Source organism: Cronbergia sp. UHCC 0137, from assembly GCF_034932285.1.
Classification (GTDB): domain Bacteria; phylum Cyanobacteriota; class Cyanobacteriia; order Cyanobacteriales; family Nostocaceae; genus Cronbergia.
This window is the reverse complement of sequence record NZ_JAYGHC010000003.1, coordinates 140,514-148,982: the sequence shown is the minus strand read 5'-3', so window position 1 is coordinate 148,982 and position 8,469 is coordinate 140,514. Positions and strand designations below refer to the sequence as shown.

7 protein-coding genes are annotated in these 8,469 nt (G+C 38.9%); 2 read left to right on the top strand and 5 right to left on the bottom strand.

Features of this window, described 5'->3' with window-relative positions; genetic code table 11:
- Nucleotides 1-281 precede the first annotated feature (281 nt).
- Both VB711_RS02345 and VB711_RS02340 read right to left on the bottom strand, forming a co-directional pair.
- On the bottom strand, nucleotides 282-1,088 hold the full coding sequence (locus VB711_RS02345; protein ID WP_416233547.1) for a DUF4231 domain-containing protein: 807 nt from the start codon (nucleotides 1,086-1,088) through the stop codon (nucleotides 282-284).
- Between the two features lie 318 nt (nucleotides 1,089-1,406).
- Entirely contained in the window at nucleotides 1,407-1,652 is a 246-nt protein-coding gene (locus tag VB711_RS02340) for a hypothetical protein (RefSeq protein ID WP_323284064.1), read from the bottom strand.
- Between the two features lie 641 nt (nucleotides 1,653-2,293).
- Here VB711_RS02340 and VB711_RS02335 point away from each other — a divergent pair.
- On the top strand, nucleotides 2,294-4,183 hold the full coding sequence (locus tag VB711_RS02335) for a transketolase (protein WP_323284063.1): 1,890 nt from the start codon (nucleotides 2,294-2,296) through the stop codon (nucleotides 4,181-4,183).
- 349 nt (nucleotides 4,184-4,532) lie between these two features.
- Here the strand turns inward: VB711_RS02335 and moeB are convergent, their stop codons facing one another.
- Nucleotides 4,533-5,705, bottom strand: coding sequence for a molybdopterin-synthase adenylyltransferase MoeB (gene moeB, locus VB711_RS02330; RefSeq protein ID WP_323284062.1), 1,173 nt, complete (start codon nucleotides 5,703-5,705; stop codon nucleotides 4,533-4,535).
- Nucleotides 5,706-5,990: 285 nt separating this feature from the next.
- Nucleotides 5,991-6,959, bottom strand: coding sequence for a hypothetical protein (locus tag VB711_RS02325; protein WP_323284061.1), 969 nt, complete (start codon nucleotides 6,957-6,959; stop codon nucleotides 5,991-5,993).
- A 467-nt stretch (nucleotides 6,960-7,426) separates the two neighbouring features.
- On the opposite strand from VB711_RS02325, the gene VB711_RS02320 reads away from it, so the two are divergent.
- Entirely contained in the window at nucleotides 7,427-8,305 is an 879-nt protein-coding gene (locus VB711_RS02320; protein ID WP_323284060.1) for an SDR family NAD(P)-dependent oxidoreductase, read from the top strand.
- On the opposite strand, the gene VB711_RS02315 is transcribed toward VB711_RS02320, so the two are convergent.
- Nucleotides 8,268-8,469 (bottom strand): hypothetical protein (locus VB711_RS02315; protein ID WP_323284059.1); only part of this gene is annotated, 202 nt, incomplete at its 5' end. The genes VB711_RS02320 and VB711_RS02315 overlap by 38 nt on opposite strands.

The window sequence follows — 8,469 nt, the reverse complement described above, 5'->3', positions numbered from 1 at the left end:
GGGTAATCAGATCACTTGTGTGTACACCGTAGTTGGTAAGGGGAGGGTTGGGGAGGGGTAATTTTGTATCTAACTAGAGTGGGAAAGGCTATAGTATAATTAATCATGTAAATGCTTTGTTATTAATGGTCAATTCATGCAAATACATTGATAATGCAAAATTTAAAATACTTTGTATATATTTGTCAATCTGTAAATTATAAATTTTAATAGTCGAAAATTCATAAAAAATAGCGAATTGGCAAACATCGCGTTTAGTTTGCCAATTATGTTTAAACTAATTAACTTTGTTCTGAACTAGATGTTTCATTCGCTGCTGATTCTTTCTTTTCTTTCTTCTCTTGTTGTTGCTCACTTAACTGTTGAACTTGTTGTAGGTGAATGTTATTCACTTGCATAATAAACTGTTCTACAGATTGGCTAACTCTTTGTTTTTGTTCGGCTTCATCAATTATGTCGTAACAACGATAAGCAGGGGTGATACCCAAAATAAATTTTTCTTGTTCAGCTTCTAACAACTCAACTATGGTATTAGCAGTAACAGCGTTCTTTTGAAAAGGAAAGGAAGTGACTATACTAGCGACAATGGAAGCTAATGCGGGACAAATTACTGGCAACCATTTGAGCCAAGCTTGTCCTGCTTCCAATTTATCTACTAACACTAAAATTGGTGTTACACCTGATAAAATGACAGTGGAAATTTGCAAGCCATAGTAAAGATTTCTTGCCCAATTTCTAGTGCTTTTGTAGTCATTAATCAAATCTTGACAGTATTCTAAAGCTTTGGCTCTAGCAGGGACGATTGTATTGTTATCCAAGGAATTACTATTAAATAAAAGAGAGGTGTAGAGTTCAGCTTTGTTGTTGAAATCAGATCTTTTATCAGCCTCTGCTGCACGACTTACTGAACTTCTATTGAGGAGAAATAAGAAAATTGCTACACTTAAAGCAATCGAACCAGGTATTACATATTCCTGATTATTCGTGTACAAATAGATGATGATACCAGCACTAACCGCAACGGCAGCTAATAGATAGTCAATCAACTTGAAGAATAACAACATTTTTTCACCTGATAAAGTAAACACTTGTACTCAATCCCCAATCATGTGAAATGCCTATACAGGACTCCCAATGAAAAAATATCCGAATGCTGAGTATATGAGTATAAATGTATGGGTTTAGCAGTTCTAAATCCTTACCTGTTTACCACATCACCAAGAAATTGGATAATTTAGTGTATGGTAGCCCCTAAACAAGTGCATTTACACAAACAAGGGTATATTTTACACGAAAGTAGTATTAAATACAAGTTTATGAAAAAAATACATTCAGTCATGCTATGTTGCAATGCGTTGTGACAAATTATAAAATTTAGTTGCGTAGCAAAGCTGGGGCAAATACCCTTAAACAGTGAGAAAGAAAGCAATTAAGATAATGCTGAGGGTAAGGGCAAATATTAAAGCATATTCAAATCGACGACTGAAAAACGAGATTGCAGCAATTAAACTGAATAATAAAATACTAAGACCAATATAGTCTTCTTTTTGCCAATTTCTATTAATTAAGGTATTTGGAGGATCTGTAGGTTCGGTAGAGTTTTTTTGAAAATTATTATTTTTGGGTAGTAATTTTTGAGTGAATAGACTCATAATTTGATTATGCTGTTGCAATTTCCGTCCTAAGTCAATACTTCTCGGTTGAGTTAAAAACATTAAATCAGGTAGGTTGGGTTGACATTAGGAAACCCAACATTTACGGGCTTTTGTTGGGTTACGCTGTCGCTTAACCCAACCTACAAAAACTCTTAACCGATAAGTATTGCATCCTAAGTTTAGTTTATTTAAGTAGATGAACAGAAAAAATTAAAGGTATGTGAAGAAAAGTAAAATCGCCCAAAACTCTCTTCCTGTTCCCTGTTCCCTGTTTTAGGCTTTTGGAATCCCATATTAGTGAGGTGCGTTAGATAGAAAAAATCTGTTTTGTGCCAAATTATCGGGTCTAACGCACCCTACAAGAAATAAAATTCATAACCCCTATCTTATGTAATAGATTATGTCAATGGGTAATTCCTATGATTAAGGCTGTTTTGTGCCATATTTATTGAATTTAAGCTGATGGGCATAAATTGTTGTCTTTCTTGAGACATAAAAGATGGTTATTCCATTAGAAGGAAGTATTTATTTTATCTAATCTATAGATTAAATCCAAAGAAAAGAAATACATTCTTTTTTTAATTACGAAGAGACGTTTTAGTTTTTAGTAACCTTTATTTTTATTTAGGAAAATAACCATGACCACCCAGGAACAACTACACCAATGGCATGAATTAGCGCAGCAGTTGCGTGTAGATAGTATTCGCGCTACGACTGTCGCTGGTTCGGGTCATCCTACATCTTCTATGTCTCCGGCTGATTTGATGGCGGTTTTACTCAGTAAATATTTATGCTACGATTTTAATCGCCCAGAAAATCCTAATAACGATCGCTTTATTCTTTCTAAAGGACACGCTGCACCTTTATTGTATTCGATGTACAAAGCAGCAGGAGTAATTACTGATCAACAATTGCTATCACTGCGGCAGTTTGGTAGTAGTTTAGAAGGCCATCCTACTCCTGTTTCCCCCTGGGTAGATGTGGCAACGGGTTCTTTAGGGCAAGGTTTACCGATTGGTGTGGGGGTTGCTCTGGCAGGTAAATATTTAGACCAACTACCCTACAATGTTTGGGTATTATTGGGGGATAGCGAAACGGCTGAAGGCTCGATTTGGGAAGCTTTTGATCACGCTTCTCACTATACTTTAGACAATTTAATTGCTATTATTGATGTTAATCGTCTCGGCCAACGTGGTCAAACTGAATTGGGCTGGAATACCCAAATTTATGCTAACAGAGCGCGGGCTTTTGGTTGGCAAGCCATAGAAATTGATGGTCACGATTTGATTGAGATTGATCAAGCATATAGTGCTGCTTTAGCTGTCAACGATCGCCCGACGGTAATTATTGCCCGGACAAAAAAAGGTAAAGGTGTAGCTGCTTTAGAAGATATCGGCGGTTGGCATGGCAAAGCGTTAAAATCAGCAGATGAACAAAAAGCCATCGCAGAATTAGGTGGTCAGCGCCACATTACCATCAATGTTAATTACCCAACAACAGAAAATCAACCGGCTATTTGGGGACAAACTCAAACCCTCCAACTTCCCACCTATAACAAGGATACAAAGGTAGCAACACGTCGCGCCTATGGTGATGCTTTAGTGGCTTTAGGTACAGCCCGCCCCAATGTTGTAGTTTTAGATGCAGAGGTGAGTAATTCAACTTATGCAGAAGATTTTGCTGAAACCTTTCCTGAACGCTACTTTGAGATGTACATCGCTGAACAGCAGATGGTAGCAGCGGCCATAGGTTTACAGGTACGAAAATATAACCCTTTTGCTTCTACTTTCGCCGCTTTTTTCACCCGTGCTTACGATTTTATCAGAATGGCGGCCGTATCTCGCGCCAATATTAAATTAGTTGGTTCTCATGCTGGTGTATCCATTGGTCAGGATGGACCCTCGCAGATGGGACTGGAAGATTTAGCTGCTTTTCGGGCTGTGTGGGGTAGCACTGTTCTTTATCCTAGTGATGCCAATCAAACTGCTAAACTGGTGGGGCAAATGTGCGATCGCTCTGGGATTGTTTATCTGCGTACCACGAGAGAAAGCACACCCGTAATTTATGGGACTCAAGAAGAATTTCCCATTGGTGGTAGCAAAGTTGTCCACAGTTCCGACAAAGATCAAGCCACAATTATCGGTGCTGGGATCACCCTCCATGAAGCCATCAAAGCCTACAAACGGCTACAAAATGAAGGAATTACAGTACGTGTGATTGATGCCTATTCTGTTAAACCCATCGACGTGTCAACACTACATCAAGCAGCCAGAGACACCAATGGGAACTTAGTAGTAGTAGAAGATCATTGGCCAGAAGGGGGATTAGGTGCAGCAGTGTTAGATGCCTTTACCGCACCCTACAAAGGACTCCAACTACAATTAATTAAACTAGCAGTGGAAGATATGCCCACATCTGGCACACCAGAAGAACTACTCCATGCTGCTAAAATTGATAGTGATGCGATCGCTGAAGCTGTAAAATCCCTAGTTAGACAACTGGTAGGATTGGGTAAAAGTAGAGGTTAGAAAAATTGCCTTTAATTTTTTAGTTTGGGTAGTTTCTCAATACCTAACTTAGTATTAACCACTCAAACCAATACTTGTCGGTTAAGAGTTTTTGTAGGTTGGGTTAAGCGACAGCGCAACCCAACAAAAGCCCGTAAATGTTGGGTTTCCTAACGTCAACCCAACCTACCTGATTTAATGTTTTTAGCTTAACCGACAAGTATTGACCACTCAAACCCTCATTCCTCTGCGTTCTCTGCGCCTCTGCGGTTAGTTAATCTAGATAATTTGTTTGTTTGAAGTCCCTAAAAGGTATCTAATTACTAAGATCCCCGACTTCTCAAAGAACTCAGGGATCTGAACAACTTCTTTAATACATAGGAACAGAAGAATCTACTTCCGAACTCCAAGCATTAATTCCACCCTTAACATTAGTGCCAACAATTCCTGCTTCCTTGAGAATACCCAAAGCCTTAGCAGAACGTCCACCCATTTTACAATGAGCAATCAAGCGGTGTCCGTTGAGTAATTCCTTCACCTTAGCGACACCATCACCATTTTCAATATCTGGTAAAGGTACTAAAACAGAACCGGGAATTTTAGCAATTTCATACTCATGGGGGTTACGCACATCTAGCAATACAAAATCCTTTGCACCACTATCTATTAATACCTTTAATTCCTTAACAGTCATTTCTTGAATTTCCATTTGCTGTTTCGCTTCCTCGGCTTGTGCTTGGGGGATTCCACAGAATTGTTCGTAGTCTATTAACTTTTCAATTACCGGACGAATGGGGTTAGGACGCAGTTTCAACTCCCGGAACTTCATTTCTAAGGCGTTGTAAAGTAACAAGCGTCCACTGAGAGTATGACCATTACCAAGAATAATTTTAACTGTTTCTGTGGCTTGAATAATCCCAATCATTCCTGGTAAAATCCCTAGTACGCCACCTTCGGCACAGGAGGGAACCATTCCTGGTGGTGGTGGTTCGGGATATAAGTCACGATAGTTGGGACCACCTTCGTAGTTAAATACCGTCGCTTGTCCTTCAAACCGGAAGATAGAACCGTAGACGTTTGGCTTGTCTAACAATACACAAGCGTCATTAACTAAATATCGTGTGGGAAAGTTATCTGTACCATCTACGACGATATCGTAGGGTTTAATGATATCTAGCGCGTTTTCGGAACTTAAACGAGTTTCGTATAAGTCAACCTGACAATGGGGGTTAATTTCGTGAATACGGTTTTTTGCTGATTCTATCTTGGGTTTACCTACCCAGGATGTACCGTGAATAACTTGACGTTGCAGGTTGGAGGTGTCAACAATATCGAAATCAACGATCGCAATGCGGCCAATACCTGCTGCTGCAAGATATAACAGCAATGGTGAACCTAGTCCACCTGTACCGATACACAATACACTGGCTGCTTTTAAACGTTTTTGTCCTTCTAGTCCCACTTCTGGCAAAATTAAATGGCGGGAGTAGCGTTCGTAGTCGTCTTTCGTTAACTGAATTTCTTCCAAATTCGGATTGAGCATAAGAGTTGGAAACAGAGCAAGGTATTAATTCTAACGAAAAATGATAGATTTTGTTTATTTAATTGGCTGAACTATATTTTCACTGATTTAGGGCGATCGCTCTCATCAATACCGCATTCATCATGTAAATTTTTGCAAAGTATTTTTCTAATCATACTAACTTGATACAGCAATCCTCAATGAAATATAAACCTCTTCTTGTACCTGTTGTCTAGTATCGTGAGTCAGTTTACAACTCAAATGGGATTGCTATACCAATTGGGTTTTATGTCTCAACTCAACATTTCAATTAACTACAAACTTAGCTAATAATTCCTCACGGGAAAGATTTGATAAATGCAGTAATAAATCCGTTCTTTCTGTGAGAGAAAGTTCCATAATCGGTCTGACAACAGCAGATAATTCTTGATCTAAAGTCCCAAAACGTGCGGTTAATAAACTCACTACCATCAAATGTAATTCTTCTTGTCGTCCTGTTTGTATTCCTGTTTGCAGTCCTGTTTGTAGTCCTTCTTGTCGTCCTTCTTGTCGTCCGGTTTGCAGTCCTTCTTGTCTCCATTCCTCCCGTTGTTTGAGATACGCTGGTGATAGACTCATAATTAAATCCCTCTCTTCATCACTGATATCATCCTTCACTTCTATATTTTTACGCCAAGATGCTAAAATTTCCAGTAAATAATTCCATTGTTCATTCTCTTCTGAGACTTTAACTAACTCTTCTATGGCTTTTTTCTGGGTTTTGCCTTTTCCTAATACCCTTAACCAAAATGTATCTTCATTTACTGGTAATTGATTGATCACCACAATGGCTGTTTTCTGTGATTTTGGCAGAAAATACACTCCTTTACCCCAATCATCGTTGATTGTAGCCCCAAATCCAGCTAAGATTTTTTCAGAACAGGTTGGTGTTAAAATCCATAAACAAGGTAGTTCATCTTCTGATATAGAACCTTTTTCTCTTTTTGCTTGTCTTAATAATTCTCCATGAATACTATATAGTTTTAATAAACAACTTCTAATCTCTACTTCATTAGGAGCATTGCGAAATGGTTCAAATAGACAGCTTGTAACTGCCATTTTTGCTAATAATCCTAACTCTGAATGCTGGGGTGAAGATGATGTTTTAGGAACAAACCAAAGGTCTATTTCTCTAGTTTCGCTTCTGACATCTTTACCAGTTTCTACTTCACCTAGAGACGTTAATAATTCTTCTAGATATTCTTTTGCGAATTGGTCGTGGGGTTGTCGTGTCATGAGAATAAATTATTTAAATTTTGAATTAATTGGTTGACTGTATTAACAGGGTATTAACTAGATATTAGATATTGCTTGCTGCTAATTGTCAGGGGATCGAGATAGGGATCAGCTAGTCTTTATAAAAACTTATCCAATTAAATATTGCATATATATATGCCCCTTGTAAACAAGCATTAAGAAATGCTGATTAAAAAAGATTGCAATCACTTGATTTAGTTGCTAACGTGTGTAGTGGCAACATACTGGTAAATGCTCGGATTCAAGAGAGGTAAAACCGATGCGCTGTATTTATTCTGCCAATGCTGGTTATTTTTGAGGTTTTGAAGTGAAAACGAGAAAATTCTGCTTTATTTAGGGAACAAACAACAGAAATATCTCGTATTTGAGAGAATTACCATTCATCGTCTTACCCTCAGAAGACAAACAAGGGAGAGGGGAGACGCAGATATTGGAGGTGAAAACCGATGAATATTCAAGGTAAAGTGGCTCTAATTACCGGGGCTTCCCGTGGAATTGGGAGAGCGATCGCCCTAGAATTAGCCCAACAAGGAATGAAAAGATTGATTTTGGTAGCACGCGATCGCCAAAAATTAGCTGAAGTTGCCCAAGAAATTGAAACAATGGGCGTAGAAACCACAATCATGTGTTTAGATTTGACTCAACCAGTCATCATTAATATCGCTGTAGCGCAACTATGGCGCAGTTATGGACCCATTCATCTACTCGTCAACTGTGCAGGTGTAGCCTATCAAAGCTCATTTCTGCAATCAAAACTGCCCCAAGTGCAAGAAGAACTTTCGGTGAATTTATTGGGAATGTATACCCTGACTGGTCTAATAGCGCGACGCATGGCCAGCCAAAAACAAGGGATCATCGTCAATGTTTCTAGTTTAATGGGGAAAGTTGCAGCCCCGACAATGGCGACATATTCGGCCACCAAGTTTGCAATTATCGGCTTTACTCAAGCGTTACGTCAAGAATTAGCAGAACACAATATCCGCGTTATCGCTTTACTTCCTTCCCTGACAGACACAGACATGGTGCGCGACTTAAAATTATTTCGCTGGGTGATCCCGATGACTCCTCAGCAAGTAGCGCAGACTCTCGTTACTGGACTGGAAAGGGATACACCAGAAATTTTAGTTGGTTGGCAATCTCATTTAGCTGTAATCTGTCAACGATTAGCACCGTGGTTGTTAGAGATGATTTTACGTTTGGCTATGCCACCAAAAACTCCAAAACCACAATTTAACTTGATCAAGAGTTGTGTGACAAAAATCCGTCAATTGAGACACTGGTTGTTATTTAGAAATAGAGTTGCTTTTGTTTCTGGGCAAAAGTAATCATTGTTTGGCGTTGCTGAATTAGCGTATGATTTTTAGGTGTAGAGACGTTCCATGGAACGTCTCTACAGGGATTTTGAATGTATGCAAAATTATTTTCATCCCTAAAATCAGCAACGCCCATTGTTTGAGATAAAACCCCACTCCTAGAACACCGATTCATT